This is a genomic window from Streptomyces sp. NPDC059010 (assembly GCF_042740355.1).
In the GTDB taxonomy this organism is placed as follows: domain Bacteria; phylum Actinomycetota; class Actinomycetes; order Streptomycetales; family Streptomycetaceae; genus Streptomyces.
Map to the genome: position 1 here is coordinate 83,541 of NZ_JBHYJA010000032.1, position 25,767 is coordinate 109,307.

A 25,767-nucleotide genomic window follows, 5' to 3' on the forward strand; every position below is an offset into this window, starting at 1 on the left:
ATCCACGCCTCCTGTCAACATTCCGAGTTTCTGAATTAAATCGCCTCAGGTGGGTGTGCCCAACGGGTCCCGATAGAGGACGTCCAGCGCTACCGCACCGCCCGCCACGGCCAGTACGGAATCCGGAAAGCTCGTCGCTGCGACGGCGGCCGCCCGGCCCGGTCCGACCGATTCCCGCAGCGCGTGCAGGCAGTCCTCGCGGAAGATCGTCCCGACCTCGGTGACGACGACGCTCTCCGGGTTGAGCACGTCCAGCAGCAGCCCAACCGCCCGCCCCACCGCTCGTGCCCGCTCCACCAGCAGCCGGACGGCCTGCGGATGTCCGCTCGCAGCCGCGGCGACCACATGCATCGGATTGACGCCGTCGATCACCCCGGCCGCACGTGCCCGCCGGCACAACGTCCGCTCGCTCAGCTCGGCCTGGAGGCAGCCGACCCGTCCGCATTCGCAGGTCTCCGTGCCGCCCGGCACCGGCAGATGGGCGATGGCGCCGGCCTGGGAGCGGGGACCGTGGTGCACCTCGTCGTGGGTGGCGAACGCCGCGTCGACCACGTTGCCGACGAACAGGTGCAGCACACTCCCGCTGCCCCGCGCCCGCCCGAAGAGCCGCTCGGCGTTCACCAACGCCCGTGCGTGGCCGTCCACATGGACCGGCAGCCCGGTACGCGCGCCGAGCACCTCCCGCACCGTCACCTCGCTCCAGCCCAGCAGCGGGTGCTCGACCACGGTCCCCGAGTCCCGGTCCACCCAGCCGCCCGCGGCGAAGCCGACGCCGAGCGGCCGGCAGCCCGGCGCCGCGTCGAGCAGCGCGTCCAGTCCGTCGGCGGCCCGGGCCAGAACGCCGTACGGCTCGGTGGCCCCCGAGTGCTTCAACTCCCGCTCGGCGACGACCCGGCCGCGCAGATCGAGCAGCGCCACGGTCGTGTACGGCACCGCCACGTGCACGCCGCCCACCACGAACCGCGAGTCGTCCAGATCGACGGGCACATGAGGCCGGCCGACGCCCTTGGACCGCCGGGGCACGGCGGCCTCCCGAATGAGCCCGAGCTCGGTGAAGCGGGCGCAGTAGTCCGTCACCGACGCCGGTGACAGCCCGGTCAGCCGGGCGATGGTGCTGCGCGCGACCGGCCCGTGTTCGAGCACGGACCGCAGGACGACGCTGGCGCTGGTCCGGCGCCGGTCACGGTCGGCGACACGGGGGACGGGGGACGAAAGAGTGGGTGCCGCGGTACGGGACATGGGGAACTTCCTCGGGGCCGGTCCGACACTGCGCCGTCGAGAGCCTGTTCAGGCTCTGGAGCGGGCGAGTCGTGACCGGATCCACCGCAGTCCGACTCACCCCGGACGGCGACAGGCGGCCGCGCCCACGCGTCGCAGGTCGACATGGCGACGCGACGAGAAGTTCCGGGACTGGGCGACCATGCGCCCGAAGCTAGCAAACCGGCCACCCGCTGCCCAGACGGCGACCGACGGGCGAGACGGCCTCTGCACACGCGGGCCATGCGATTGGCGAGACCCCACAGTCGGCCTCCCGGTCCGAAATGTGAGCCCGACGTCCCTGCCACAGTGACCGGCATCACCCCGTACCCGGTGTAACCCCCACCCTTTGTCCGGAGCCCACCAAGCCCGCGAGCGAGCCTTTGTCGGCCACTGACGGTGATCGGCCCGCACACGCCGGTATAGCGTCACAGCGTCCCGTACTACTGCCCTCACCTCGCGGAGTCCCCATGAGCACCGCTGCCGTCGCCCCCGCTCGCCCCGGACAGGTCCTCGCCGACCTGCTCCCGGCCTCCCGCGTCCGCGACATCGCGCTCGTCGCCGGCGGCGCAGCGTTCACCGGCCTCGCGGCCCAGATCTCCGTGCCCGTGCCGGGCTCCCCGGTGCCGGTGACCGGCCAGACCCTCGCGGTCCTGCTGGTCGGCACGGCCCTCGGCGCCGGCCGCGGCTTCCTCTCCCTCGCGCTGTACGCGCTGGCGGGCATCGCGGGCGTGCCGTGGTTCGCGGACGGCACCTCCGGCGCCGCGGCCCCGTCCTTCGGCTACATCCTCGGCATGATCCTCGCGTCCACCGTCGTCGGCGTCCTGGCCCGCCGCGGCGCCGACCGCACCGCGCTGCGCACGGCGGGCGCGATGCTGCTGGGCGAGGCGATCATCTACGCCGTCGGCGTCCCCTACCTGGCCCTCGCAACCGGCATGTCCGCCTCCGCCGCCATCGCCGCCGGCCTCACTCCGTTCCTGATCGGCGACGCCCTGAAGGCGGCCCTGGCGATGGGCGCGCTGCCCACCGCCTGGAAGCTGATCAACCGCTGAGGCAGCGGTAGTTCCTGCGGAAGAGGCTCGCCGGGCAGTCGTAGTACGTCTTGTACGACTCCAGCCCGGCGAGCCTCTTTTGCGTACCGGCACGTACCGGCGCGTCCCGCCGCGTCCCGGCGGTGCCGCTCAGCCCTCCTGCGCCCGCCGGGGCCGCCGCAGTTGCGACCACCACAGCCCGGCCGCGCCCACCGCGATCAGCGTCGCGCCGGCCGCGCCCAGCGGCAGGACGTCCCGGCCGACACCGGTCTTGGGCAACTCGTCGGCGCCCGGTGCGACCGGCTTGTTGTCGGTGCCGAGGAGCAGCGGGGTGGCCGGGGCGTCGGGCGACGGGTTCGTCGTACCGAACGGCACCGGGCCCTGCTGCCAGTACGTCTTCTTGCCGTCGGCGGTCTGGACGGGGAGGCAGATCTTGCCGGTCTTGCTCACGTCGTAGGTCGCGTCGACGGCGTACGACTTCGACTCACCGGCCGGCAGATTGTCGATCGAGCAGGCGAAACCGCTGTTCGAGCCCTCGGGAAGACCGCTTTTCTCGATCGCCGAGCAGCCTTCGACATTCTTCACCGTAAGGCCGTCGAAACCGACGACCAAAAGCTTGATCTCGCCGCTTTCCTTGGTCCCTTCGTTCTTCACCGTGGCGGTGATGTCGGTCTTCTGTGAACTGTTGTCCACCGAGATTTTCTCCGGCAGCTCAGTGGTCAGTTCCACCCCGGCCGGCGCCTCGTCGATGACCTTTCCCCCCTTGTCACTTCCGGGTCCCTGGTCGTCCGCGCCCGCGGTGGCGGAAAGGATCAGCACTGCCGAGAAAGATGCCGCGACCAGCGATCCCGCGATGGCCGTCGTGCGACGAGAACTCATGTTCGCCCCCCTTGCCTGCGCCTGAATTCGCAGTACTTGAAGAGCTACCACAAGATTTCTCCGCACTATGCTGGTACGGCATGAAGTGTGACCATTGTGTTTCAGTCGAGGATGGCTGAGACACGGCGGAGGGGGTGCAGCGGATTGCCGGGGAATACGGGAAACGCGGGAAATTCGGGAAGTGCGGGGAGCCCGGGAAACACGAGGAGCGGTGGGGTTCCGGGTTTACTGGTGACGGGGCGCTACCGACTGGTCGAGAGTATCGGCCAGGGGGGAATGGGACGCGTGTGGCGAGCCGTCGACGAGGTGCTCGACCGCCTGGTCGCCGTCAAGGAAATGCGCATCGACGGCCTCGACCCGGAGGACACCCGCACACGCCGCGAACGCACCCTGCGTGAGGCACGGGCGACCGCGCGGATCGACCACCCCAACGTCGTCCGGGTCTACGACGTGGTCGACGAGGGCGAACGCCTGTGGATCGTCATGGAGTTGGTGGCCGGCCGCTCCCTGGAACGCATCATGGCCGAGGAGGGCCCCCTGGGCCCCGGCGAAGCGGCCCGCATCGGCATCGGCCTGGTCGCGGCACTGCGCCAGGTCCACGCCCGCGGCGTCCTGCACCGCGACATCAAGCCGGGCAACGTCCTGGTCGAGGCGGAGGTGACGAACGGGCGGGGCCGGGTGGTCCTGACCGACTTCGGCATCGCCGCGATCCAGGACGCCAAGGCCCTCACCATGGTCGGCATGCTGGTCGGCTCGCCCGACTACATGGCCCCCGAGCGAGTCTCCGGCCGCCCCCAGGGCCCGCCGTCCGACCTCTGGTCCCTCGGCGCCACGCTGAGCGCGGCCCTGGCCGGCCGCTCCCCGTTCTCCCGCGACACGACCCTCGCCACCCTGCACGCGGTCCTCTACGAGGACCCCGAACTCCCGCCGACGGCAGGCCCGTTGCACGACCTCCTCGCCGCCCTCCTGGAGAAGGACCCGTCGTCCCGCCCCGGCCTGGACGACCTGGAAACGGCCCTGCATCCGGTCGCCTTCCCGGCGCCCACACCGACGACGCTGGTGCCCGGGCCCGGAGAGGCGACGCCGGATTCCGCACGGGAGATGCCGTCGGATTCGGCAGGGGAGATGCCGCTGGATTCCGCAGGTGAGGCGCCCACCCCCGCCCTCCTGGAGGCACCCCCCGCCCGCACCCCGCGCGACCCCCGTCAGCCGGATGCCGCGCCGGACGCCGTACAAGACGCGATACCGCCGCATCCGCCCCCCTCGACATCGACCGAGGACACCCGCACCGAGGACACCCACACCGAAGACCTGCGTGCCGAGGGCGTACGACACACCTCGCCGCCCCCTGCCCATACGACCCCGCAGGCCCCGATCCCGGCCGCCACCCCGTCCTCCTCCACGGAACGGGCCTCCGAACCCCGCGTGGAGTCCCGTTCGGAGTCCCACTCGGAGCCCCGCTCCGAAACCCCGGCCGCCCACCCCGGTGGTCCGGCACCCCGCCGCCCCGGCGTCTCCCTGGTCCGCGCCGAAGCGGTGACCGAACGCAGGCCGACCCCGGAGCCCGAACTGGAGCCGACACCGACACCGACACCGACACCGGCCCCGGGACCGGGACTGGCACCGGATGGCTCCAGGCCGAATACCGCCATGCCGCCCGGCGAGCTCCCCGGCCCCCCGCTCCCGGCCGAGCCCCGCCGCAGCCGTCGCCGTACGGGACGTATCGCCGTAGCCGCCGGTGTGGTCGCCGCGAGCGCCGTCGTGGCGGTCGTCCTGGCGACCAACTCCGGGGCGCCGAAGGACGGCAAGGCGGGTTCCTCACCGTCGCAGGGCTCCTCGGCAGCGTCCTCCCCGGGGGGCCCGTCGGCCACGGTCGAGGGCACGTCCAGGCCGAAGAGCCTGCCGCCCGGGTCGCGCCGGGAGGCGGGCGGGTTCGCGTGGGTGCCGCCCGAGGACTGGCGGCGGGACGTCAAGACGGGCTCGGAGGTGCACTACACCTCACCGGACGCCCAACAGGAACTCGCCGCCAAGTCGTCGCTGGCCCGCGACGACCTGATGGACTCCTGGCAGAAGTCGGAGGAGAACGCCAGACAGGGGCAGTACCGCAAGATCCGCCTGGAGCGGACGACGTTCCGCGGGCACCCGGCGGTCGTCTGGGAGTACACCTTCACCCTCCAGGGCGCCCCCTGGCACGCCCAACTGCTGGGCTTCACGGTGGACGGCAAGTCGTACCAGATCAACACGTGGTACCGGCCGGAGATCGAGGACGAGGCCCTCAGAACCTACGAGAAGGTGAAGGACACCTTCACCGTGCTGTGACGGGCACGGCGGTGGCGGGAAACGACAGGGCCCTGAGGTGCGCGGGCACGCACCTCAGGGCCCGAAGAGTCAGAACGACCGCGCCGGTCGGGGCATCAGCCGGTCTTGACCTCGTCGTGCGCCGGAGCCGAGGCGGTCACCTCGACGTCGACCGGGCGCCCGCCGCCGACCTTCTCCTTCACGAAGGCGACGATCAGCACGAGCGCGGCCACGAGGAGCGACAGCAGCACGGTCTCGCGCCCGTCGTGCTCGGTGTCGGTGAGCATGTAGCCGAGGACGAACACGATCAGCGCGGCCGTCGCCCAGGTCAGATACGGGTACAGCCACATCTTCACGACGAGCTTCTCGGGCGCCTCGCGCTGGATGATCTTGCGCATGCGCAGCTGGGAGAAGCAGATCACCAGCCAGACGAACAGGGCGACCGCGCCGGAGGAGTTGACGAGGAAGAGGAAGACCGAGTTCGGGAACTTGTAGTTGAAGAAGACGGCGACGAAGCCGAACACGACGGAGGCGAGGATCGCCGTCCGCGGCACGCCACGGCCGGTCGTCCGCGCGAAGGCCTTCGGCGCGTCACCGCGCTGGCCGAGCGAGAAGGCCATGCGGGAGGCGGTGTAGAGGCCGGAGTTGAGACAGGACAGCACCGAGGTCAGCACGATGAAGTTCATGATCTGACCGGCGTGCGGGATGCCCAGGGAACTGAGCGCGGCGACGTAGGAGCCGTCGTCGGCGATGGCCTTGCTGTCCCAGGGGAGCAGGGTGACCACGACGAGGATCGAGCCGAGGTAGAAGACGCCCACTCGCCAGATGATGCTGTTGGTGGCCTTGGTGACGGCACGCTGCGGGTCCTCGGACTCGCCGGCGGCCAGGGTGGCGATCTCGCTGCCCATGAAGGAGAAGACGACCAGCAGGACACCGGTGAGGATGGCGCCGGGGCCGTTGGGCAGGAAGCCGCCGTGGTCGGTGAGGTTGCTCAGTCCGGCCTGGCTGCTGTCGACGCCCGGGAGCAGCCCGAAGACGGCCAGCCCGCCGATGACGATGAACGCGGCGATGGCGACGACCTTGATGCCGGCGAACCAGAACTCGAACTCGCCGTAGGAGCCGACGGAGACGAGGTTGGTGGCGGTCAGGACGAGCATCACGATCAGGGCCCAGCCCCACTGCGGGACGGCCGGTATCCAGCCCTCCAGGATCTTCGCACCGGCGGTCGCCTCGACCGCCAGCACGACGACCCAGAAGAACCAGTAGAGCCAGCCGATGGAGAACCCGGCCCAGCTTCCGAGCGCGCGGTCGGCGTGGGCGGAGAAGGAGCCGGAGGTCGGGTTGGCGGCGGACATCTCGCCGAGCATCCGCATCACCAGCACCACGAGCGTGCCGACGAGGGCGTACGACAGGAGGATGCCGGGTCCTGCGGTGGCGATCCCGGAACTGGACCCGACGAAGAGTCCGGCACCGATGACGCCACCGATGGCGATCATGGACAAGTGGCGGTTCTTGAGCCCGGCCTGTAGGCCGTGTCCGCCTGCGGCCGGTCCGGCCGTCTTCTGGGTCGGCTGCGAAGTCATGGAAGGGATTTCCTTTGCGCCGTTGGGGAGGGGATCCCGTACCAGCGATGTACGAGTCGCACGAGGGGTGTACGAGTCGGACCAGTGAATCGGAGGAGAACGGATTCGGGAACCTTTGATTCGGGATTGTTACTTGAGGTTTCCTTGAGCTTCTATAGTCCACGTCACAATTGACCCGATCGGCACCCGACGCTGCTGCCCGGAAACAGCCGTGTCACACTCGTTCCATGCGCGTGTATCTCGGCTCCGACCATGCGGGCTTCGAACTCAAGAACCACCTCGTCGAGTGGCTCAAGGCGGCGGGCCACGACCCGGTCGACTGCGGCCCCCACATCTACGACGCCCAGGACGACTACCCGCCCTTCTGCCTCCGCGCGGCGGAGCGGACGGCCGCGGACCCCGACTCCCTCGGCATCGTGATCGGCGGCTCCGGCAACGGCGAGCAGATCGCCGCGAACAAGGTGAAGGGCGTGCGCGCGGCGCTGGCCTGGAGCGAGGAGACGGCCGGGCTGGGCCGGCAGCACAACAACGCCAACGTCGTCGCGGTGGGCGCGCGCATGCACACGACGGAGGAGGCGACGAAGTTCGTCGAGACCTTCCTCAACACCCCGTACTCGGGTGACGACCGCCACACCCGCCGCATCACCATGCTGGCCGACTACGAAACGACGGGCGCCCTCCCCCCGATCCCGCCGCACCACCCCCAGCAGTAACGGCCACGGACACCGCCCGGACCAACGGCCGCGCACCCTTCAGCCCGTCCGGCGTTTGGGAACAAGGCGGCCACTCCCCAACGCCGGCCAGCGCCCATTCAGCCCGTCCGGCGTTTGAGGACAAGGCCCCTCAGGGGGCCGGAGCGGGGGTCTGGGGGCGCAGCCCCCAGGAGGGCGCGGGGTCGAAGGGGCGGCAGCCCCTGGAGGATGGGACGGGTAGGGGCGGCGGGGGCGAAAAAACCGGTCCGCACCCCGACCCACCCGCACACGACAAGGGAGCCACCGTGCCCGAGGGCCACACCATCCACCGGCTGGCCCAGGACTACGCCACCGCATTCCTCGGCACGACCCCCCACGTCACCAGCCCCCAGGGCAAGTTCTCCGACGCCGCAGACCTCCTCGACACCGCGGAACTCACCCACACCGAGGCCCACGGCAAACACCTCTTCCTCGGCTTCCGCGACACCGACTGGATCCACATCCACCTGGGCCTCTTCGGCAAAGTCAACTTCGGCGCCACCCCCGCACCCCCACCCACCGACACCGTCCGCCTCCGCCTGGCGAACAGCACCGCATACGTCGACCTCCGCGGCCCCACCACCTGCGCCCTGATCACCCCCACCGAGAAGCAGGCGATACACGACCGCCTCGGCCCGGACCCCCTCCGCGACGACGCCGACCCGCACCAGGCATACCGCCGGATCTCCCGCAGCCGCACGACCATCGCCGCCCTGCTCATGGACCAGAAGATCATCGCGGGCGTGGGCAACGTCTACCGGGCCGAGGTCCTCTTCCGCCACCGCATCGACCCGTACCGCGCCGGCAAGGACATCACCCCCGCGCAATGGGACGCCATCTGGACGGACCTGGTCGACCTCATGCACGAGGGCGTCCGCAACAACCGCATCGACACCGTCCGCCCCGAACACACCCCGCAGGCGATGGGCCGCCCACCGCGCGTGGACGACCACGGCGGCGAGGTCTACGTCTACCGACGGGCCACCCTGCCCTGCCACATCTGCGACAGCGAGATCCGCACCGCCGACCTCGCCGCCCGCAACCTCTTCTGGTGCCCGAACTGCCAGCAACCGTAGGGAAGCCGCCCCCGCGTCAGAACCCGTGCGGCAACCACGGCGCCACAGCCGACCCGAACCCCACCGAAGCCTCGGCCAACGCCCCCTGCCGCACCTCCCGCACGCCCCCGGCAGCCCCCAGCGCCGCCAGGCTCACCCCACCGAGATAGGCCGCTCCCAACTCCCGTACGGACAGGGAGAGATCGGCCGCCTCCGTCGTACGCTCGCACGACGCACCCTTGGCATCCCCGGACAGCCGCCAACGCCCCGCGTTCCAGGGACAGAAGGCGTCCTCCACCTCGAACACCACATCCACCGGCGCCTGATAGGTCCGCGCCTCCAGAGCGGCCCCCACATCCACCAGCCGTACGTGAAGCGCGTCCCGCACCCGCACACCGCAGCGCCGGATGTCGGACACCTGGTACTGCCACGCCTCGTCCATCGGCCGCGCGTACGCCTTCACCGTGGACGTCAGGTCGATGTCGAACAGGAACCGCCACAGCGCGGCCTGCGCCGCCGGATCGAGGGCCTGGACATCCCGCAACCGCACGACACCCTTCGGCCCGCTGTCATCCCATTCCGGCTTGACGTGGAAGCGCGCGTACCCCACGACCTCACCGTCCCGCTCCGCCAGCACACACTGAAGCGGCGACGCGCCCTCCCGCTCGCTCTCCGGGTCGAGCAGCCCGAGCCGCTCCCAGCCGGGCTGCCGCGCGAGCATCCCCGGCCGACGGGACACCCTGCGCGCGTACACCGACTCGCACACGTCGAGGACGTCGGCCGGTACGGCGTACCGCAGACGTACGTCATCGGTGCCGGGCGGCACGGACAGCCGCGCGTGCGTCGTGTCGATCTCGGCGTTCACCTGGAAGCTGCCGATGCCGTACCCGAACCGGCCGTAGATCTCCGGCTCGGAGGCGGTCAGGACGGCCAGCGGCCAGCCCCAGCCCCGCACATCCTCCAGCTGCCGACGCATCATCGACGTCAGAACGCCACGCCGGCGATGCGTGGCGGCGACGCTGACCATCGTCACCCCGGCCGCGCGTACCGACGCGCCGCCCGGCACGGTGAGCCGGAAGGCGAACACCCCCGCCGTGCCCACGCAGACGTCTCCGTCCCAGGCGCCGATAGAACGGTCGAGGTCAAGGAGCGAGTCCCACAACTCCTGCTCGTCGGCAGACTCCGGAACCCCGCCGAAGGCGCGGATGAGGGAGTCGTACCAAATGCTCCACTCGTCCTGCCGTACCACGCGTAGCTCGGGACGACCGGTCTCGCTCGTACTGTCATTCGCCATGAATCATGCCTACCAGGGCATTGCGGGACGAGCGAGGGAATTTCTCGGTGGCGGCGGCGAGGCCGCTTTCCGTGAAGTTCACTGTGAAGTTGAACCTCGGACGGGGGACAAGTGGGACCTCCCGTGCCAAGCAGCTGGTCCGATGGATAGGGTCCCGAACTAATGGCAGCAGGACGAGAGCGGCGCACGGCGGCCGAGACGTTCATGGCCCGGTTGAAGATGCAGTGGCACCGGGCCCGTGTCGCTGTGCGCAGAAGCGCCGTGGACTACTTCCGCGGCGACGGCTCGGACTGGATCGCGCTGGCCGGCCTGCTGCTGACCGTGCCGCTGATCTGCTCCGTGACGATGGCCAACCCGGTGTGGTTCTCACCGGCCGCGCTGGTCCTGCCGATCGTGGCGGGCGGCCTGCTGCTGCGCCCGGCGAGCCTGCTGGGCCTGTACGCGGCGGCGGCGACGGCCCTGATCGTGGAGTCGGTGCAGCTCGGGCCGTACACGGAGGGTCCGTCCCGCGTCACCCCGGGCGTCGTCCTGGTCGTGGCCGCCTGCGGCTTCTTCGGCCTGCTGATCGCGCAGTTCCGCAGCCGGGTGGGCGTGCCCTGGCGGCGCGGCGGCACGATGCTCTTCGACCTGCGCGAACGCATCCGTGTGCAGAGCAAGCTGCCCCAGCTGCCGCACAGTTGGCACCGCGAGATGGCGCTGCGTCCGGCGGGCGGGCAGTCCTTCTCCGGCGACTTCGTGGTGGCGGCCCGCACGAACGGCGGCCGCACCCTGGAGGTCGTCCTGACCGACGTGTCGGGCAAGGGCATGGACGCGGGCTCCCGCGCCCTGCTCCTCTCCGGGGCCTTCGGCGGCCTCCTGGGCAGCCTGCCCCCGCATGCCTTCCTCCCCGCGGCGAACGGCTATCTGCTCCGCCAGGACTGGGACGAGGGCTTCGCGACATCGATCCACCTGGTCCTGGACCTGGACTCGGGCGACTACGAGCTGTACTCGGCGGGCCACCCGCCGGGCCTGCAACTGAGCGCGGGCAGCGGCCGCTGGGAGGAGAAGGCGGCCGAGGGCCCGCTGCTCGGCGTCTACGACGGTGCCCAGTTCGACCCGGTGAAGGGCTCACTGCGCCCCGGCGACGTCCTGATGCTCTTCACGGACGGCCTGGTGGAAACCTCCGACCGGGACATCGTCGAGGGCATAGACCGCCTCACCGGCGAGGCCGACCGCTATGTCGCCGGCGGCTTCCACGGAGCGGCCTGGCACCTGATCGAAGCGGTGGCAAAGGACGTCAACGACGACCGAGCCCTCCTCCTGATCTGCCGAGAGGGCCCAACGGCCCAGACAACAACCCGCTGACCCTGTCAAGGGCCGGAGCGGAGGTCTGGGGCGGCGGGGGCGAGACACTGTGCGGGTGACCGAGACACCCCGAACCCCCATGCCCCTGTCCGCCGTGGAGGCCGTCGCCCGCACCGCCCACGCCACCCAGACCGACAAGGCGGGCCGCCCCTACACCGAGCACCTCAGGGCCGTAGCCGACGGCGTACGCGCCCGCGGAGGCGACGATGACCAGATCGCGGCAGCCTGGCTGCACGACGCCGTGGAGGACGACGCACTCTCCGAGCAGTGGCTGGACGACGCCGCGCTGACCCGCCGTACGAAGGACATCGTCCGCGCGCTCACCAAACGACCCGGCGAGCCCCCCGAGGCGTACGCGGCCCGCATCCTCGCCACCCCCGGCGCCCTCCTGGTCAAACAGTCGGACCTGGCACACAACGCCAACCCGGCCCGCCTGGCGGCCCTGGACGAGACGACCCGGAAACGACTGACCGAGAAGTACGCACGAATGCACGCACTTCTCGGTCTGGTCGAACCGCCCGGAGAGTGACTCTCCTCGATGTGAATGATCTGCGCAGAGCCGAAGCCGGGGCTGGGCCAGAGCCGGAGCCAGACCGAAGCCGGAGCTGGGCCGGAGCCACGGTCAGGCGCTGACCTTCTCGCGCGCCCCCGCCCCCTCACGCTTCTCGCGCTCCCGGGCCAACTCCGCCGCATCCCGCTTGAACGCCCATTCCATCTTGGGCTCCATCGCGAACCGGAACACCCGCTGCACCGGCTTGGTGCACAGCAGCGTGACACCCACGGCCGCACAGACGGTGACGAAGATCTCGCCGAGCGGCCGGTGCAGCCACGCAGGCTCGAACCAGCCCTGGTAGTCACCGGCCTTCACCACGAAGCCGTGCAGCAGATAGCCGTACAGCGTGCCCGCACCCAGCGCCGTGAACCACATGTGGCGACGCGGCACCCAGGCGAAGAAGCAGGCCGTCAGCAGCAGCGAACAGCCGAACATCGCCAGCACCATCACCGGCCCGCTCCACCACGGCGCGTGCAGCTCCTGCGCGGCGTCCCGGTGGTAGAACCACGCGGTGTTCATCCGCGGCACCGCCCACCAGCCGAAGGCCAGCGCCATCGCGAACACCGGCACCGACAGGATCCGCACCGTGCGGGTGCGCACCATGTGGAAGTGCTCGGGCTTCATGATCAGACCCAGCACGAAGTACGGCAGGAACTGCAGCACCCGCTGGAGGTCCAGGTCGTCACCGATCTCCGGCGTGACCGTCGCCGCCATGGCGAGGCCGAGCGCGATCGGCAGCGGCCAGCGCACCATCTTCCAGATGGGGGTCGTCATCCGCCAGATGAACAGCGCGCACAGGAACCACGTCAGGTACCACGGGTCCAGGAGGCTGATGTCCTGGCTCGGGTCGTCGTCGATCCAGCGCTTGAAGAGCGGATACGCCGCCTCGAAGACGATGTACGGCACGGCGACGCCGGTGATCAGCCGCTTCATCCGGCTGGGGCTGGCGTCGAAACTGCGCGAGAAGAAGCCGGAGATGATGATGAACGCCGGCATGTGGAAGGTGTACACGACGGTGTACACGGCCTCCAGGATGCGGCTGTCGCCCTTGATCGGCTCCCAGGCGTGTCCTATGGCGACCAGCACGATCGCCAGGTACTTGGCGTTGTCGAAGAACGCGTCGCGCTGCGTGGCACCGCCGGACGCGGGTCTGTTGTCCGCCTGAGCCTTCTTGTTCTGCTGGTTCTGCGGCGAGCGCGGACTCGGCACTCCGTCCGCCGACTGCTGTGCCGGGGGGAGTGGCGCTCTGTTGTGGCCGTGCGGTCGCAGCGAGTTCGTCACAGACCCTCCCACCGGAAGCCGGGGGAGTCGATCCGGGACGTCGCTGCGCATGCGGGGGACGAGGCAGCGTGGAACATCTGAGGCACCCTAGCGTTGTCTGTGTGATTTCGTAAAACCCCCGAGGTCGTTCGTGGTTATTGCGTTCGACGAAGCATGTACAGCGAACATGCACCTGGCAGACACCTGTTGGTCATCCTCATTGTCCGGATTCATCCGGACTAAGTAGTGCATATGGCCAGGAGGTGACGCCGATTAAATGATCACCGTGTTGAGAATTCGAAATACCGGCGAACATGTTGTGTGGCGATGGAAACGATCCCGCCGAATTCTCTACGCGGGTGTGCCGCCGAAATGCTGTACGGGCACAAGGTGAGAGGTCGGTTCGTGCCGACGGTCCGCACAGATCCGGCACAGGTGTGGCGAACGAAACGTCACGTGCCGCATAGCGGGGCCCGGTTGGTGGCACGATGGTTCTGGCGGGGGTGCGTGGGGTTGCATCCCCTGGCCGGGAGAGCGGACCGACCGAGGGTGTGATCTGTTGTGGCCATTTCGCTGTCAGTGGTACTGCTGTTGGCGATCATCTTGGTGGTGTTGATCCGTGGCGGATCCCTGAAGGCCGGCCCCGCCGTCGTAGCCGTGCTGTTCGGCTTCTTCCTGGCCTCGACCGGGATGGCCGACGACATCCAGCGCTTCCTCAACTCGATAGCCGAGACCATCAACTCGATCCAGTTCTAGGGTCTGGTTCCTGGGTCTCCGGGGCGCCTCGGAGGGGTACGGATACCCTCGTTCGTGATCGTCGAACGTTACGGAACGACGGTGCGGACGGGGGACGTACGGGATGGCGCTGCGCGAAACGGACCCGGCGGAGGTCGGCGGCTACCGGATCGAGGACCGCCTCGGCACCGGTGGCATGGGCGTGGTGTACCTGGCCCGCTCCGCCTCCGGCCGCCGCCTCGCCCTCAAGGTCGTGCACGCGCAGTACGCCGACGACGACGAGTTCCGCACCCGCTTCCGCCGCGAGGTGGCCGCCGCCCGTCAGGTCAGCGGTGCCTTCACGGCCCCCGTCGTGGACGCGGACGCCGACGCGCCGCGCCCCTGGATGGCCACGCTCTACATCCCCGGCGAGGACCTCGGCACCCACGTCCGCCGCCACGGCCCCCTGCCGCTGCCCGAGTTGCGCGAACTCGCCGCGGGTCTCTCGGAGGCGCTGCGGGACATCCACCGCGCCGGGATGGTCCACCGGGATCTGAAACCGGCCAATGTCATGCTCGCCGAGGACGGCCCCCGCGTCATCGACTTCGGCATCTCCCGCGCCGCCGAGTTCGCCGCCTCCGACGTCCTCACCCAGACCGGCCGGGTGATGGGCACCCCGCCCTTCATGTCCCCCGAGCAGTTCTCCTCCCCGCAGGACGTGGGCCCGGCCGCCGACGTCTTCTCCCTCGGCTCGGTCCTCGCCTACGCCGCGACCGGACGCGGCCCCTTCGACAGCCCGAGCCCCTACGAGACGGCCGTACGGGTCGTCGACGGAGACGCGGAACTCGACGGCGTACCGGATGAATTGCTCCCCTTCATCCGCCTCTGTCTGGAAAAGCACCCAAAGTCCCGTCCCGCCACCGGCGAACTCCTCTCCCTCCTGCGCGACGGCCGCCTCCCCGACCCGCGCCCCGCCCCGGAACCGGGCACGTCCACCGAAGGAGAGCCCCCGCCCCGCCGCCGGCGCCGCGGACGGCTGCTGCTCATCTCGGCCCTGAGCGCCCTGCTCCTGGCCGCCGCGACCACGGTCACCTTCGTGGCCGTCAACGCCGAGCCGACACCGGCCGAGCGGGACCTGCCCGCGGGATGGCATGCCTGGCAGGCCAAGGACGACAACAAGTACGGCGGCGACAGCGGCCCCTTCTCGTCCTGCGCCGCCCTCGACGGCGGGCTGATCTGCGCGGGCGACAGCATCAAGGCCGCCCGCTTCTCACTCGCCACCGGGAAGGTCGACTGGAGCCGCCCGGTCGAGGACCACCCCGATCCGAGCTCCTCCAGCTACGAGGGCGAACTGCTGGGGGCCGGGAACCACCGGATCTTCACCTTCGCCAACCGGTCCCGCAACCCCAACGGCGGCGACGTGTCCGTGTACGCCGTCCAGGCTCTCGACGCCCGTACCGGAGCCCTGCGGTGGAGCAGGACCCTGCCCGGCATGGCGCCCTCCGCCGAGCAGGGCAGCGCCCAGCTCCTCCCCGAGGGCCTGCTCCTGCTGTCCGAGGGGGAGGAGAACACGTACGTCCTCCTGGACCCGGCCACCGGAAAGCCCCGCTGGAAGCGCTCCGGGCCCGCCCGGGACGCCTGCGAGGTACGTGCCGTGGACGGCGTGGGCTACCTCCAGTGCACCGACAGCAACGACGAGCGCACCACCGTCTCCCGACTGGACCCGGCCACCGGCAAGCCACGCTGGACGGCCAGGATCCCCGGCGGGCTGACGCTGGCCGGCCGCAGCGGCGACCGCCTCGTCCTGCTCGGACAGCCGAACGGCGACGAATCCCTCCCCGCCCAGCGCCGCGTCACCCTCCTCGACACCGACGGCGCCGGATACCACCACGTCCCCCTGGCCCTCGCCGTGCCATCGGGTTCCCGGACCGTGCTCAGCCACGGCGTCCTCTACTTCACGCTCAACAGCGGCGAGGTCCGCGCCATCGCCCCGGCCACCGGCCGCACCCTGTGGAGCACCCCCTCCTCCGTGGAACGCCCCGGCGCCCCGGCGGTCTCCGACACCCACGTCTTCATCGCGTCCCCGGGCGGCCGCCTCGCCGTCCTGGACCGCCGCACCGGCAAGGAACTCCACACCGTCCCCGGCCGCGACGTCCGCACCGACCCGGTCTTCGTCTACACCGGCTCCACCCCGATCCTGCGCGGCGACGCCCTCTACGTCCCGTACGGCATCCGCTCGGTGTACTCGGTGGACGTGCGCGGTCTCGGCACGTAGGTCGGCTGCGGCCCCATCGAATTCGGCCATCTCGTTCGCACGGATGGTCCAGCGCGACTCGCGGAGTCCTGCCATGAGGTCGATTCGGCCTCGATCGCACACGGGGGCGTGCCTCACCGCATGATCGGACCGATCGCGGGTAGTCGGACCTTGACGATCCGTCGTCGGTGACTGGCTCTGTGTAAAGGGTGCGGCGCTATGACTGAGATCCCGGCAGAGGTCTTCGAATCGGTCGCGCGGAAGGCGCTGCACGACCTGTCCGCCGCCGTGGACCTGCCGGCGCTGGAAGCGCTGGCAGGCTGTGACGTGTTGATCCCCGCGATCGGCGGGATTCGGTACACGCGTGACCAGAGTGAACTGGTCCGGCTTGTGCTGCCGGTGATCGAAAGTGTCGATGACGCCGGCGCGGTCATGGTCTTCACCTCGGAGGAACGGCTGCTCAGAGCCTTTCCTCAGGTGCCTTGCTACAGGCCTGTCACCCTGCGGGACCTGGCCGCTCGCTGGCCGAATGATGACGTCGTGCTGGTGATCGACGCCGGTGACGAGGACGAGCTGACCCTCTCCGCGCGCAGGGCCCGGTGGCTGCTCGGCCGCTGCCTCGTGTGATCCCAGGTCCGTGCTCGGAGCCCCCGGAAACGATCAGGGCCAGGCGGAGGAATCATCCTCTGACCTGGCCCTGAGCCGTTCAGAGCGGGCGACGGGAATCGAACCCGCGTAGCTAGTTTGGAAGACTAGGGCTCTACCATTGAGCTACGCCCGCACAGTGACGCGCCGCAGGTCAGGTGACCGCGGCACTGAAGGCATCGTAGCGGGTCGGCACCCCTCGTCGCACACCCCGTAAATGCGGCGGCCCCACTGCCTGCGGGCATGTACCCTACGTGTCGCACCAGCACGGGGTGTGGCGCAGCTTGGTAGCGCGTCCGCTTTGGGAGCGGAAGGCCGTGGGTTCAAATCCCGCCACCCCGACCACGACCGGTGAACACCGGCCACACGCGTGACGACCTCGGGTGATCGCGTCCAGTGATCGCCTTTGGGGCGTGTCGCCGCTGCCGTTACTATGCAAGCTGCACGCCCGTGTGTCTCTCCGTACTGAAGTCACGAAGTTCTCCGGGCGGCGAATCCGCCGGACCAGTCTGGCTCCGGCAGAACCCAAGAAGTCAGCCACAAGGAGACCGAACCGTGAAGAGCGCCGTGGAGACCCTGAACCCGACCCGGGTTCGGCTCACTGTCGAGGTGCCCTTCGAGGAGCTCAAGGACAGCCTCGACGCGGCGTACAAGAAGATCAACCAGCAGGTCACGGTGAAGGGCTTCCGCAAGGGCAAGATCCCCGCCCGCGTCATCGACCAGCGGTTCGGCCGCGGTGCGGTCCTGGAGGAGGCGGTCAACGACGCGCTTCCGAAGTTCTACACCGAGGCGGTCAACGAGGCCGAGCTCAACGTCCTGGGCCAGCCCGAGGTCGACATCACCGAGCTGAAGGACGGCGAGACGCTGAACTTCACCGCCGAGGTCGACATCCGCCCCGCCATCGAGATCCCGGACTACTCCGGCATCGAGGTCGAGGTCGACGCCGTCGAGGTCAGCGAGGAGGACGTCGAGAAGGCCGTCTCCGACCTGCGTGAGCGCTTCGCGTCCACCTCCCCGGTCGAGCGTGCCGCCGAGGACGGCGACGTCGTCACCATCGACCTGGAGGCCAAGGTCGACGGCGAGGTCCTGGAGGACGGCGTCGCTTCCGGCGTCTCCTACACCATCGGCTCCGGTGAGCTGCTGGACGGCATCGACGACGCCGTGAAGGGCGTGGAGGCCGGTGGCGAGGCCACCTTCACCTCCGAGCTCAAGGGCGGCTCCGCGGCCGGCAAGGAGGCCGAGGTCACCGTCAAGGTCACCCAGGTCGCCGCGCGCGAACTCCCCGAGCTGGACGACGACTTCGCGCAGCTCGCCTCCGAGTTCGACACCCTCGAAGAGCTCAAGGCCGACAGCCGCAAGCGCCTTGAGAACATGAAGCAGTACGACCAGGCCACGCAGGCCCAGGAGCGCGTCCTGGAGAAGCTGCTTGAGCTGGTCGAGGTGCCCGTCCCCGAGAAGCTGCTTGAGGACGAGATCAACACCCGCAAGCACAACCTTGAGCACCACCAGCTCGGCCAGATGGGCCTCGACCTCGCGAAGTACCTGGAGATCCAGGGCAAGACCGAGGAAGAGTTCGACGCCGAGACCAAGGAAGCCGCGGTCAAGGGCATCAAGACGCAGTTCGTCCTCGACGAGCTCGTCAAGCAGGAGAAGCTGAACGTCAACCAGGAGGAGCTCACCGAGCACCTCATGCGCCGCGCCGCCTCCTCCGGCATGTCCCCCGACCAGTTCGCCCAGGCGGTCGTCGAGGGCGGCCAGGTTCCGCTGCTGGTCGGCGAGGTCGCCCGCGGCAAGGCCCTGGCCGTCGTGGTCGAGAAGGCCACGGTCAAGGACACCAACGGCGAGGTCATCGACCTGGACGACGAGGACGAGGTCGAGCAGGCCACCGAGACGGTCGAGGCCGCCGAGGGCACCGCCGACGAGGCCGCCGAGGAGAAGTCCGAGGGCTGAGCCCACGGCGCCGCACAGCTCGTAGGAAGGGCCCCGGGGAGGCGAAATCCCCGGGGCCCTTCTTTCGTACGTCCGTGCACCGACGCCCCTGTGGCGCTACGCCCCCGGCGAACACCCGCAGAACCGGGATTGCAGCACAGGACCACCGCGTTAGGGTCCATGAGTATGAGGGCAGGGGAGTCCCCGTTGCCCACGCAGAACACGTGAGACGGCCCGGCGCCGTCGTAAGACGAGCAGGTGGATACGTGACGAATCTGATGCCCTCCGCCGCCGGCGAACCCTCCATCGGCGGTGGTCTCGGCGACCAGGTCTACAACCGGCTGCTCAACGAGCGGATCATCTTCCTCGGCCAGCCGGTCGACGACGACATCGCGAACAAGATCACCGCACAGTTGCTGCTCCTTGCCGCGGCCGACCCCGACAAGGACATCAATCTCTACATCAACAGCCCAGGCGGTTCGATCACGGCCGGCATGGCGATCTACGACACCATGCAGTTCATCAAGAACGACGTGATGACGATCGCCATGGGCCTCGCCGCCTCGATGGGCCAGTTCCTGCTCAGCGCGGGCACCCCCGGCAAGCGCTTCGCGCTGCCGAACGCCGAGATCCTGATCCACCAGCCCTCCGCCGGCCTCGCCGGTTCGGCCTCGGACATCAAGATCCACGCCGAGCGCCTGCTGCACACCAAGAAGCGCATGGCCGAGCTCACGGCCCAGCACACCGGCCAGACCGTGGAGCAGGTCACCCGTGACTCGGACCGCGACCGCTGGTTCGACCCCGAGGAGGCCAAGGCGTACGGCCTCATCGACGACGTCATCACCACGGCTGCCGGTATCCCGGGCGGCGGCGGCACCGGGGCCTGAAGCCCCAGGACAGCCCTCAGCCGACCGCCACAGCCCCTAGGAGACAGACAGTGAACGACTTCCCCGGCAGCGGCCTGTACGACCGCACGCGCGCCGAGTACGCGGGCCCCGTCGCCGAGTCCCGGTACGTGATCCCCCGCTTCGTCGAGCGCACCTCGCAGGGCATCCGCGAGTACGACCCGTACGCGAAGCTCTTCGAAGAGCGCGTGATCTTCCTCGGCGTGCAGATCGACGACGCCTCCGCCAACGACGTCATGGCGCAGCTGCTGTGCCTGGAGTCGATGGACCCCGACCGGGACATCTCGGTCTACATCAACAGCCCGGGCGGCTCCTTCACCGCGCTGACGGCGATCTACGACACGATGCAGTTCGTGAAGCCGGACATCCAGACGGTCTGCATGGGCCAGGCCGCCTCCGCAGCGGCCGTCCTGCTGGCCGCCGGTTCGCCCGGCAAGCGCATGGCGCTGCCCAACGCGCGCGTGCTGATCCACCAGCCGTACAGCGAGACCGGCCGCGGTCAGGTCTCCGACCTGGAGATCGCCGCCAACGAGATCCTCCGGATGCGCTCGCAGCTGGAGGAGATGCTGGCCAAGCACTCCACCACGCCGATCGAGAAGATCCGCGAGGACATCGAGCGCGACAAGATCCTCACGGCCGAGGACGCGCTGTCGTACGGGCTGATCGACCAGATCATCTCCACGCGGAAGATGAACAACGCCGACGTTCGCTGACGCGGACCGGTATTGTCTGCTGCCCCTTGGCACGGTTTGGGATGGTGCACGTCAAAGTGAACCGCGCCAAGGGGGGCCCGAACGGGGGGCCAGGCAAGGTACCGTCGACATAAGGCAGCACCAGGAGCCGCTGGATTCGAAAACGTCCAGGCGTCTCCCAGGCGAAGGGGAAGCACACCGTGGCACGCATCGGTGACGGCGGCGATCTGCTCAAGTGCTCGTTCTGCGGCAAGAGCCAGAAGCAGGTCAAGAAGCTCATCGCAGGCCCTGGTGTGTACATCTGCGACGAGTGCATCGATCTCTGCAACGAGATCATCGAGGAAGAGCTCGCGGAGACCAGCGAGGTGCGCTGGGAGGAACTCCCCAAGCCTCGTGAGATCTACGAGTTCCTAGAGGGCTATGTGGTCGGCCAGGAAGCGGCCAAGAAGGCGCTGTCCGTCGCCGTCTACAACCACTACAAGCGCGTCCAGGCCGGCGAGAACGGCGGCGGTCAAAGCCGCGAGGACGCCATCGAGTTGGCGAAGTCCAACATCCTGCTCCTGGGCCCCACGGGCTCCGGCAAGACGCTGCTCGCGCAGACCCTGGCCCGCATGCTGAACGTCCCGTTCGCCATCGCCGACGCCACGGCGCTGACGGAGGCGGGCTACGTCGGCGAGGACGTCGAGAACATCCTGCTGAAGCTGATCCAGGCGGCCGACTACGACGTCAAGAAGGCCGAGACCGGGATCATCTACATCGACGAGATCGACAAGGTCGCGCGGAAGAGTGAAAATCCGTCGATCACCCGGGATGTGTCCGGCGAGGGCGTCCAGCAGGCCCTGCTCAAGATCCTCGAAGGCACCACGGCCTCGGTCCCGCCGCAGGGCGGCCGCAAGCACCCGCACCAGGAGTTCATCCAGATCGACACGACGAACGTCCTGTTCATCGTGGGCGGAGCGTTCGCCGGTCTGGAGAAGATCATCGAGTCCCGGGCCGGCGCCAAGGGCATCGGCTTCGGCGCGACGATCCGCTCCAAGCGCGAGCTGGAGGCCAAGGACCAGTTCGAGGACGTCATGCCGGAGGACCTGGTCAAGTTCGGCATGATCCCCGAGTTCATCGGCCGCCTCCCGGTCATCACCTCGGTCCACAACCTCGACCGCGAGGCGCTCCTCCAGATCCTGGTCGAGCCGCGCAACGCCCTGGTGAAGCAGTACCAGCGCCTCTTCGAACTCGACGGCGTGGAGCTCGACTTCGAGCGCGAGGCCCTGGAGGCCATCGCCGACCAGGCCATCCTCCGCCAGACGGGTGCGCGAGGCCTGCGCGCCATCATGGAGGAGGTGCTGATGTCGGTGATGTACGAGGTGCCTTCGCGCAAGGACGTCGCGCGGGTCGTCATCACGGCCGACGTCGTCCACTCCAACGTCAACCCGACGCTGATTCCGCGGGATGCGCGGGGGCGGGGATCGGGCGAGCAGAAGACGGCGTAGTACCGCGGACGAAGACGCACGAAGGGCCCCGGTCGACCGACCGGGGCCCTTCGCCATTGCCGAGTGCCGGGCGTCAGGCCTTGACGCGGATCTCGGCGCGCAGCTTCGTGGTGAGGTCGACCGCGGTGTCCTTGCTGACCTCGCCCGCGGCATCACCCGGCGACACCAGGGCCAGGGTGCTGTAGTCGGCCCAGGCGCAGAACCAGTTGGTCTGCTCCTTCTTGGTCATCAGGTTCTGGCCCTTGGCCGCCTGGCACTTCATGACCGCACCGTCGATGTCGACGGCCTCCGGCTCACCGACCAGTTCGGTCTTGCCGGCGCCGCTGCCGGAGGAGGAGCCCTCCTCGGCACCCTTCTTGAAGTTCGCGAAGAACGCGTCCAGAGCCTTCTCCGGGTCGGAGATCTCGCCGTAGGCGCCCGCGTAGGAGATGCTCTTGGCAGTCGCCAACTCGGTCAGGTCGGGCGCGGAGCTCGGGTCGCTGGTGTCGTAGCCCGAGAGGTCCGCGGTCGAGTAGGCAACGACAACACTCTTGGCGTTCTTGACGCCGCTCTTCTCCAGCTCCGACGCCGAGTCGTCAGCACCGGCCGCCTCGTTGCCGTCGCCGATCCGCTTGTACTCGCTGAGCACCTTCTCCGGCGCGGCCAGCTTGTGCGCGCCGTCGTCCTCAAGGTTGCCCGCGCCGCCGCTGCCGCTGCCGAGCACGAAGTACGCGCCGACCGCGATCGCGGCCACGACGGCCACCGAGCCGATGATGATGCCCGCCTTCTTGCCGCCGCCCCCGGGAGCCGGCGGCTGCGGCACCCCGTACGGGGCCTGGCCGTACGGCGGCTGCTGGCCGTAGCCGGGCTGCTGGCCGTACGGCGGCTGGGGCGGGGCGCCCTGCGGGGGCTGCTGAGGGTAGCCGTAGCCGGGCTGGGGCTGGGGAGGCGGAGCCTGCTGGGGGTAGCCGTAGCCGGGCTGGGGCGCCTGCGGCTGCTGGCCGTATGGACCGGGCTGCTGCGGCTGCCCGCCGTACGGACCGGGCTGCTGGGGCTGCCCGCCGTACGGGCCCGGCTGGTTGTAGCTCATTTCTGGGTTCCCCTCCAGATGTTTATGTGTTCCCGACATCCTGGCGCAGGCAGGTGAAGCACGTTGCATCGGGGGGCGCACCGTTACAGAACAAACGCGTTTCGGGACACCGCTGCGGCACCCCTAAACTGAGCGGGTGACCGAGAACGCTCAGCAGCAGCCAACAGCGCCCCACACCGAACTGCCGACCCAGTACGCGCCGGCCGATGTAGAGGGGCCGCTGTACGAGCGCTGGGTAGAGCGGGGTTACTTCGAGGCGGACGCGAAGAGCGACAAGCCGCCGTACACCGTCGTCATCCCGCCGCCGAACGTCACGGGCAGCCTGCACCTCGGGCACGCCTTCGAGCACACCCTCATCGACGCGCTGACGCGTCGTAAGCGTATGCAGGGGTTCGAGACGCTGTGGCAGCCCGGCATGGACCACGCCGGTATCGCCACGCAGAACGTCGTCGAGCGCGAGCTCGGCAAGGAGGGCAAGTCCCGGCACGACCTGGGCCGTGAGGCCTTCGTCGAGCGGGTCTGGCAGTGGAAGGGCGAGTCCGGCGGGCAGATCTCTGGCCAGATGCGGCGCCTCGGTGACGGCGTCGCCTGGTCGCGCGAGCGCTTCACCATGGACGAGGGGCTGTCCCAGGCCGTCCAGACCATCTTCAAGCGCCTCTACGACGACGAGCTGATCTACCGCGCCGAGCGCATCATCAACTGGTGTCCCCGGTGTCTCACCGCCATCTCGGACATCGAGGTCGAGTACCAGGACGACGACGGCGAGCTCGTCTCCATGAAGTACGGCGACGGCGACGAGACCATCGTCGTCGCCACGACCCGTGCCGAGACGATGCTCGGTGACACCGCCGTCGCCGTCCACCCGGACGACGAGCGCTACAAGCACCTGGTCGGCAAGCTCATCAGGCTGCCGCTGACCGACCGCTCGATCCCGGTCGTCGCCGACACCCACGTCGACCCCGAGTTCGGCACGGGCGCCGTCAAGGTCACCCCGGCACACGACCCGAACGACTTCGAGATCGGCCAGCGGCACGACCTGCCGGCCATCACGATCATGGACGAGCACGCGGTCATCACCGCCCACGGCCCCTTCCAGGGCCTGGACCGCCTGGAGGCCCGCTCGGCCATCGTCGCCGCGCTGCGCGCCGAGGGCCGGATCGTCGCCGAGAAGCGGCCGTACGTCCACTCCGTCGGCCACTGCTCGCGCTGCAAGACCACCATCGAGCCGCGCCTGTCCATGCAGTGGTGGGTCAAGGTCGGCCCGCTCGCCAAGGCCGCCGGTGACGCGGTCCGCGACGGCAAGGTCAAGATCCATCCGCAGGAGATGGAGAAGCGGTACTTCGACTGGGTCGACAACCTCCACGACTGGTGTATTTCGCGGCAGTTGTGGTGGGGTCACCGGATTCCGGTCTGGTACGGCCCGAACGGCGAAGTCGTCTGCGTCGGACCCGACGACGAGGTCCCGACCGGCGAGGGCTGGCGTCAGGACACCGACGTCCTCGACACCTGGTTCTCCTCCGGCCTGTGGCCCTTCTCCACCCTCGGCTGGCCGGAACAGACCGAGTCGCTCGCGAAGTTCTACCCGAACTCCGTCCTGGTCACCGGCTACGACATCCTCTTCTTCTGGGTCGCCCGGATGATGATGTTCGGCCTGTACGCGATGGACGGCACCCCGCCGTTCCACACCATCGCCCTGCACGGCATGGTCCGCGACCAGTTCGGCAAGAAGATGTCGAAGTCCTTCGGGAACGCCGTCAATCCCCTTGACTGGATGGACAAGTACGGCAGCGATGCGCTGAGGTTCACTCTCGCCCGTGGTGCGAACCCCGGTGTCGACGTCCCGATCGGCGAGGACTGGGTCCAGGGTTCCCGCAACTTCGCCAACAAGATCTGGAACGCGACCCGCTTCGCGCTGATGAACGGCGCGACGGTGGACGGCCCGCTGCCCGACGCGTCGGCGATGTCGTCCACGGACCGCTGGATTCTCTCCCGCCTCAACTCGGTCGTCGCCGAAGTCGACGCCTTCTACGAGGACTTCCAGTTCGCCAAGCTGTCCGACGCCCTCTTCCACTTCGCGTGGGACGAGGTCTTCGACTGGTACGTCGAGCTGTCGAAGACGACGTTCCAGGCGGGCGGCGAGGCGGCCGAAGTCTCCAAGCGCGTCCTCGGCGAGGTCCTCGACGTCACCCTCAAGCTGCTGCACCCGGTGGTCCCGTTCGTCACGGAGACGCTGTGGACCACCCTCACCGGCGGCGAGTCGATCGTGATCGCCGAGTGGCCGGGCGACAGCGGCTTCCGTGACAAGGGCGCCGAGCAGGAGATCGAGTCGCTCCAGTCGGTCATCACCGAGGTCCGCCGCTTCCGTGCCGACCAGGGCCTGCAGCCGGGCCAGCGCGTCCCGGCCCGCCTGACCCTCGACGGCACGGCTCTCGCCCCGCACGAGCCGGCCATCCGCCAGCTGCTGCGCCTCCAGCCGGAGGGTGAGAACTTCACGGCGACGGCTACCCTCCCGATCGCCGGCGCCGAGGTCGCCCTCGACCTCTCCGGCACGATCGACGTGGCAGCGGAGCGCAAGCGCCTCGCGAAGGACCTCGCCGCCGCCGAGAAGGAGAAGGCCCAGGCCACGGCCAAGCTCGGCAACGAGGCGTTCCTGGCGAAGGCACCGGACAACGTCGTGGAGAAGATCCGCGGCCGTCTGGCGAAGGCCGAGGAGGACATCGCGCGGATCGCGGCGCAGCTGGAGCGCCTGCCGGAAGCGTGAGCCGCTTTACGTGACTGAAGGCCCCC

Annotated in this window: 20 protein-coding genes and 2 tRNA genes; 15 read left to right on the forward strand and 7 right to left on the reverse strand. The window is 69.3% G+C overall.

Annotated features, from left to right (window positions below):
- Positions 1-45: 45 nt before the first annotated feature.
- A complete protein-coding gene (locus ACFWYS_RS30470) occupies positions 46-1,239 on the reverse strand; it encodes an ROK family protein (RefSeq protein WP_384775774.1) in 1,194 nt (397 codons plus the stop codon).
- 488 nt (positions 1,240-1,727) lie between these two features.
- Here ACFWYS_RS30470 and ACFWYS_RS30475 point away from each other — a divergent pair, with 488 nt between their 5' ends.
- Entirely contained in the window at positions 1,728-2,309 is a 582-nt protein-coding gene (locus ACFWYS_RS30475; protein ID WP_384775776.1) for a biotin transporter BioY, read from the forward strand.
- A gap of 129 nt (positions 2,310-2,438) precedes the next feature.
- Here the strand turns inward: ACFWYS_RS30475 and ACFWYS_RS30480 are convergent, their stop codons facing one another.
- Positions 2,439-3,167 carry a hypothetical protein gene (locus ACFWYS_RS30480; protein WP_384775778.1) on the reverse strand — a complete coding sequence of 243 codons (729 nt, stop codon included), beginning with the start codon at positions 3,165-3,167 and terminating at the stop codon, positions 2,439-2,441.
- Positions 3,168-3,443: 276 nt separating this feature from the next.
- On the opposite strand from ACFWYS_RS30480, the gene ACFWYS_RS30485 reads away from it, so the two are divergent.
- Positions 3,444-5,486: a protein kinase gene (locus ACFWYS_RS30485; protein ID WP_384775780.1), complete on the forward strand. Its 2,043-nt coding sequence runs from the start codon at positions 3,444-3,446 to the stop codon at positions 5,484-5,486.
- 95 nt (positions 5,487-5,581) lie between these two features.
- Here the strand turns inward: ACFWYS_RS30485 and ACFWYS_RS30490 are convergent, their stop codons facing one another.
- On the reverse strand, positions 5,582-7,048 hold the full coding sequence (locus tag ACFWYS_RS30490; protein WP_384775782.1) for an amino acid permease: 1,467 nt from the start codon (positions 7,046-7,048) through the stop codon (positions 5,582-5,584).
- Positions 7,049-7,275: 227 nt separating this feature from the next.
- Here ACFWYS_RS30490 and ACFWYS_RS30495 point away from each other — a divergent pair, with 227 nt between their 5' ends.
- Positions 7,276-7,761, forward strand: a complete 486-nt coding sequence (locus ACFWYS_RS30495; RefSeq protein ID WP_384775784.1) for a ribose-5-phosphate isomerase — start codon at positions 7,276-7,278, stop codon at positions 7,759-7,761.
- A 284-nt stretch (positions 7,762-8,045) separates the two neighbouring features.
- Positions 8,046-8,855: an Fpg/Nei family DNA glycosylase gene (locus ACFWYS_RS30500; protein ID WP_384775786.1), complete on the forward strand. Its 810-nt coding sequence runs from the start codon at positions 8,046-8,048 to the stop codon at positions 8,853-8,855.
- A gap of 16 nt (positions 8,856-8,871) precedes the next feature.
- On the opposite strand, the gene ACFWYS_RS30505 is transcribed toward ACFWYS_RS30500, so the two are convergent.
- Positions 8,872-10,128, reverse strand: coding sequence for a GNAT family N-acetyltransferase (locus ACFWYS_RS30505; protein WP_384775788.1), 1,257 nt, complete (start codon positions 10,126-10,128; stop codon positions 8,872-8,874).
- A gap of 162 nt (positions 10,129-10,290) precedes the next feature.
- On the opposite strand from ACFWYS_RS30505, the gene ACFWYS_RS30510 reads away from it, so the two are divergent.
- A complete protein-coding gene (locus ACFWYS_RS30510) occupies positions 10,291-11,472 on the forward strand; it encodes a PP2C family protein-serine/threonine phosphatase (RefSeq protein WP_384775790.1) in 1,182 nt (393 codons plus the stop codon).
- A gap of 79 nt (positions 11,473-11,551) precedes the next feature.
- Entirely contained in the window at positions 11,552-12,001 is a 450-nt protein-coding gene (locus ACFWYS_RS30515; protein ID WP_384775821.1) for an HD domain-containing protein, read from the forward strand.
- A 93-nt stretch (positions 12,002-12,094) separates the two neighbouring features.
- Here ACFWYS_RS30515 and ACFWYS_RS30520 read toward each other — a convergent pair whose 3' ends face one another.
- Positions 12,095-13,306 (reverse strand): acyltransferase family protein, encoded by a 1,212-nt coding sequence (locus ACFWYS_RS30520; RefSeq protein WP_384775792.1) that lies wholly within the window; start codon positions 13,304-13,306, stop codon positions 12,095-12,097.
- 540 nt (positions 13,307-13,846) lie between these two features.
- On the opposite strand from ACFWYS_RS30520, the gene ACFWYS_RS30525 reads away from it, so the two are divergent.
- The 3 genes from ACFWYS_RS30525 (at position 13,847) to ACFWYS_RS30535 (ending at position 16,880) form a co-directional block, all read left to right on the forward strand.
- Positions 13,847-14,041: a hypothetical protein gene (locus ACFWYS_RS30525; RefSeq protein WP_030044846.1), complete on the forward strand. Its 195-nt coding sequence runs from the start codon at positions 13,847-13,849 to the stop codon at positions 14,039-14,041.
- Between the two features lie 103 nt (positions 14,042-14,144).
- The gene (locus ACFWYS_RS30530) at positions 14,145-16,274 is read left to right on the forward strand and encodes a PQQ-binding-like beta-propeller repeat protein (RefSeq protein WP_384775795.1); all 2,130 of its coding nucleotides are present in this window, start codon (positions 14,145-14,147) and stop codon (positions 16,272-16,274) included.
- A 198-nt stretch (positions 16,275-16,472) separates the two neighbouring features.
- Positions 16,473-16,880: an SseB family protein gene (locus tag ACFWYS_RS30535; RefSeq protein WP_384775797.1), complete on the forward strand. Its 408-nt coding sequence runs from the start codon at positions 16,473-16,475 to the stop codon at positions 16,878-16,880.
- An 83-nt stretch (positions 16,881-16,963) separates the two neighbouring features.
- Here ACFWYS_RS30535 and ACFWYS_RS30540 read toward each other — a convergent pair.
- A tRNA-Gly gene (locus tag ACFWYS_RS30540) sits at positions 16,964-17,034 on the reverse strand.
- A gap of 132 nt (positions 17,035-17,166) precedes the next feature.
- Between ACFWYS_RS30540 and ACFWYS_RS30545 the strand changes: the two genes are divergently transcribed.
- From ACFWYS_RS30545 to clpX, 5 genes are all read left to right on the forward strand, one after another.
- Positions 17,167-17,243, forward strand: a tRNA-Pro gene (locus tag ACFWYS_RS30545).
- 210 nt (positions 17,244-17,453) lie between these two features.
- Positions 17,454-18,848 carry a trigger factor gene (gene tig, locus ACFWYS_RS30550; RefSeq protein WP_384775799.1) on the forward strand — a complete coding sequence of 465 codons (1,395 nt, stop codon included), beginning with the start codon at positions 17,454-17,456 and terminating at the stop codon, positions 18,846-18,848.
- 257 nt (positions 18,849-19,105) lie between these two features.
- The gene (locus ACFWYS_RS30555) at positions 19,106-19,714 is read left to right on the forward strand and encodes an ATP-dependent Clp protease proteolytic subunit (protein WP_187284805.1); all 609 of its coding nucleotides are present in this window, start codon (positions 19,106-19,108) and stop codon (positions 19,712-19,714) included.
- Positions 19,715-19,764: 50 nt separating this feature from the next.
- Entirely contained in the window at positions 19,765-20,445 is a 681-nt protein-coding gene (locus ACFWYS_RS30560) for an ATP-dependent Clp protease proteolytic subunit (protein ID WP_308437638.1), read from the forward strand.
- Between the two features lie 179 nt (positions 20,446-20,624).
- Positions 20,625-21,911 (forward strand): ATP-dependent Clp protease ATP-binding subunit ClpX, encoded by a 1,287-nt coding sequence (gene clpX, locus ACFWYS_RS30565; RefSeq protein WP_004001291.1) that lies wholly within the window; start codon positions 20,625-20,627, stop codon positions 21,909-21,911.
- Between the two features lie 73 nt (positions 21,912-21,984).
- On the opposite strand, the gene ACFWYS_RS30570 is transcribed toward clpX, so the two are convergent.
- A complete protein-coding gene (locus tag ACFWYS_RS30570) occupies positions 21,985-22,980 on the reverse strand; it encodes a hypothetical protein (RefSeq protein WP_384775801.1) in 996 nt (331 codons plus the stop codon).
- 136 nt (positions 22,981-23,116) lie between these two features.
- Between ACFWYS_RS30570 and ACFWYS_RS30575 the strand changes: the two genes are divergently transcribed.
- Positions 23,117-25,741 carry a valine--tRNA ligase gene (locus tag ACFWYS_RS30575; RefSeq protein ID WP_384775803.1) on the forward strand — a complete coding sequence of 875 codons (2,625 nt, stop codon included), beginning with the start codon at positions 23,117-23,119 and terminating at the stop codon, positions 25,739-25,741.
- Positions 25,742-25,767: the final 26 nt, after the last annotated feature.

What these genes read in the sequence shown, in the direction of transcription:
- ACFWYS_RS30470 (WP_384775774.1), bottom strand. Translation starts at nt 1,239, where the DNA reads ATGTCCCGTACCGCGGCACCCACTCTTTCGTCCCCCGTCCCCCGTGTC.
- ACFWYS_RS30475 (WP_384775776.1), top strand. Translation starts at nt 1,728, where the DNA reads ATGAGCACCGCTGCCGTCGCCCCCGCTCGCCCCGGACAGGTCCTCGCC.
- ACFWYS_RS30480 (WP_384775778.1), bottom strand. Translation starts at nt 3,167, where the DNA reads ATGAGTTCTCGTCGCACGACGGCCATCGCGGGATCGCTGGTCGCGGCA.
- ACFWYS_RS30485 (WP_384775780.1), top strand. Translation starts at nt 3,444, where the DNA reads ATGGGACGCGTGTGGCGAGCCGTCGACGAGGTGCTCGACCGCCTGGTC.
- ACFWYS_RS30490 (WP_384775782.1), bottom strand. Translation starts at nt 7,048, where the DNA reads ATGACTTCGCAGCCGACCCAGAAGACGGCCGGACCGGCCGCAGGCGGA.
- ACFWYS_RS30495 (WP_384775784.1), top strand. Translation starts at nt 7,276, where the DNA reads ATGCGCGTGTATCTCGGCTCCGACCATGCGGGCTTCGAACTCAAGAAC.
- ACFWYS_RS30505 (WP_384775788.1), bottom strand. Translation starts at nt 10,128, where the DNA reads ATGGCGAATGACAGTACGAGCGAGACCGGTCGTCCCGAGCTACGCGTG.
- ACFWYS_RS30510 (WP_384775790.1), top strand. Translation starts at nt 10,291, where the DNA reads ATGGCAGCAGGACGAGAGCGGCGCACGGCGGCCGAGACGTTCATGGCC.
- ACFWYS_RS30515 (WP_384775821.1), top strand. Translation starts at nt 11,552, where the DNA reads ATGCCCCTGTCCGCCGTGGAGGCCGTCGCCCGCACCGCCCACGCCACC.
- ACFWYS_RS30530 (WP_384775795.1), top strand. Translation starts at nt 14,145, where the DNA reads ATGGCGCTGCGCGAAACGGACCCGGCGGAGGTCGGCGGCTACCGGATC.
- ACFWYS_RS30535 (WP_384775797.1), top strand. Translation starts at nt 16,473, where the DNA reads ATGACTGAGATCCCGGCAGAGGTCTTCGAATCGGTCGCGCGGAAGGCG.
- ACFWYS_RS30555 (WP_187284805.1), top strand. Translation starts at nt 19,106, where the DNA reads ATGCCCTCCGCCGCCGGCGAACCCTCCATCGGCGGTGGTCTCGGCGAC.
- ACFWYS_RS30570 (WP_384775801.1), bottom strand. Translation starts at nt 22,980, where the DNA reads ATGAGCTACAACCAGCCGGGCCCGTACGGCGGGCAGCCCCAGCAGCCC.